Origin of the sequence: Arthrobacter sp. NPDC080031, assembly GCF_040702485.1 — a bacterium.
GTDB lineage: Bacteria > Actinomycetota > Actinomycetes > Actinomycetales > Micrococcaceae > Arthrobacter.
This window is the reverse complement of record NZ_JBFBLA010000060.1, coordinates 1-1,894: the sequence shown is the minus strand read 5'-3', so window position 1 is coordinate 1,894 and position 1,894 is coordinate 1. Positions and strand designations below refer to the sequence as shown.

1 protein-coding gene is annotated in these 1,894 nt (G+C 66.8%); it reads right to left on the bottom strand.

Annotated elements, in window-relative coordinates; translation table 11 throughout:
- On the bottom strand, nt 1-1,894 hold a 1,894-nt coding region (locus tag AB0323_RS23945), incomplete at both ends, for a DUF4082 domain-containing protein (protein ID WP_366179545.1).

Below are 1,894 nucleotides of genomic sequence, written 5' to 3'. Positions count from 1 at the left end.
GCGGGCGGCGCGGACACCGTGGTGAAGGTCCAGCTGTACGGAGCCGTCATGGTTTGGCCGGTGCTGTTGGTGGCGCCGCTGATGGTGGCGGTGTACGTCGAGCTGTCCGCCAAGGCCGCTGTTGGTGTCAGCGTTGTCGTATTGGTGGCACCGTCATATGTCAGCGTCCCGGTCACGGTGGCGTTGGCAGCGTCCTTGAGGGTGAAAGCGACCGAACCGGGCGTCACCGCCTGGTTGAAGGTGGCCGAGACCGCGGTGTTGGCCGCCACCCCGGTCGCCCCGGACGCGGGCGACGTTGACGTCACGGCCGGGGCCACAGGCGTGGACGGGTTGAAGACTACGTCGATCCAGTAGTACTCGGCGCGGTAGGTCTGGGTGGGGAAGGTTGAGCTGGTGCTGAGGCTGTACAGGCCGTTGGGGTTGCTCGCGGTATTCCGCAGGAAGTGCAGCGGGGGGCTGTCGACGCTGTTGTTGCCGGCTGGTGAGGCGGAGGGGTGCGGGTAGAAGTAGTCCTCTTCCTGGGAGTAGTGGCCGACGGGGGCGAAGTAGGAGGCCACGTAGGTCGTGTTGGCTGCAACGGCGACCGGCTGGGCAAAGGTCAGGGTCTGCCAGCCGGTAGCCGTTTCGTTGGCAAACGTCCCGGTGGCCAGCAGCTGGCCCCCGGTGGTCCACAGGCTGCCTACGTGGGTTCCCTTGTTGCTGGTGCCTTTGTAGAAGCGGATGGCGCTGATGGTTCCCGCGGCGTCGGAAGTGAACCTCACGCCGAGCTCGCTTGAGCGGTTGTCGCCGGAATCGATGCCTGTCGCTGTGGGCGTGGCGTTGGTGCCGTACATGGAGCAGGGGCAGGCGATGTTGACCGTGATGCCGGCCGGGGAGCCTTGGATGTTGCCGCTGTCGTCGGTGGCGCGGACCTTGATGGTTGAGCTCGGGGTGCCGTGCGCGAGCCAGCTGTAGCTCCAGTTGGTCGTGCCGTTCGCGGGATGCCAGCTGGTGCCGCCGTCGGTGGAGATCTCCACCCCGGCTACCACGCCGCCGGCGTCCGAGGCCGTGCCGCTGATGGTGACCTTGGTGCCGTCGGCCAGGCTGGTCCCGGTGACGGGCGAGGTGATGGTGGCGACGGGAGCCGTTGTGTCGGTGGACGCCGTGGCGGCCACGAGCCCGGCCGCGAGCGTCGCGGGTTGGGTGCCCATGTCGGCAAACAAGTTGACGGTGGCCTGCTGCATGTTCCGGTCCGTGGCCTTGCCGGTGGTGAAACCGTCCAGCCCCCACGGCCACTGCACGGTGCCGGCACCGAAGACGAGGGCCCCGCTGGGAGCCTTGTACAGGGTGAGGTTGTGGGTGGCCGTTTTCCCCTGGGCGGTCTGCGAACCGTAATCGGTGAAGACCTCGGCGTCATCGACCGTCGTTGAGGATAGTTTGAGCACGCCGGCGGGCTGGAAGCCGTTGTCGGCATCAATATCCCATTCATAGCCTAGGGTGCCGATTCCTGAGCCGAGCGTGAGGGTCTGCCCGGCGCTCAGGTTCGCGGCATCGGTATTGCGCCACAACCGGTACTGGCCGAACTGGTCTGGAACCTGAATGTCCGTGGTCCCGGAGTTCACCAGGAAGAACTGGCCCGTCAGGGCGTTTTCCGGGTTGCCTGCGCCGCTGGCCGTACCGAACCGCGGATCCCGCCACGATCCCGTCCACGTGACAGGATCCGTGGGTGCATCGAAATGCGTGTCCTTGTACGCCACCAGCGTCCGCCCCGGCGTGCTGCTGCCATCGGCGCTCGGCTCCCAGCGGGTCTTCCAGAACAATTCATTGCCGCTGAAGAACGCAAGGTTCACCCCGGCGTCCCGGGCCGCCTGCACGCTGGCCCGCTGGTCGGCGGACCAGTATTCGTCATGCCCGA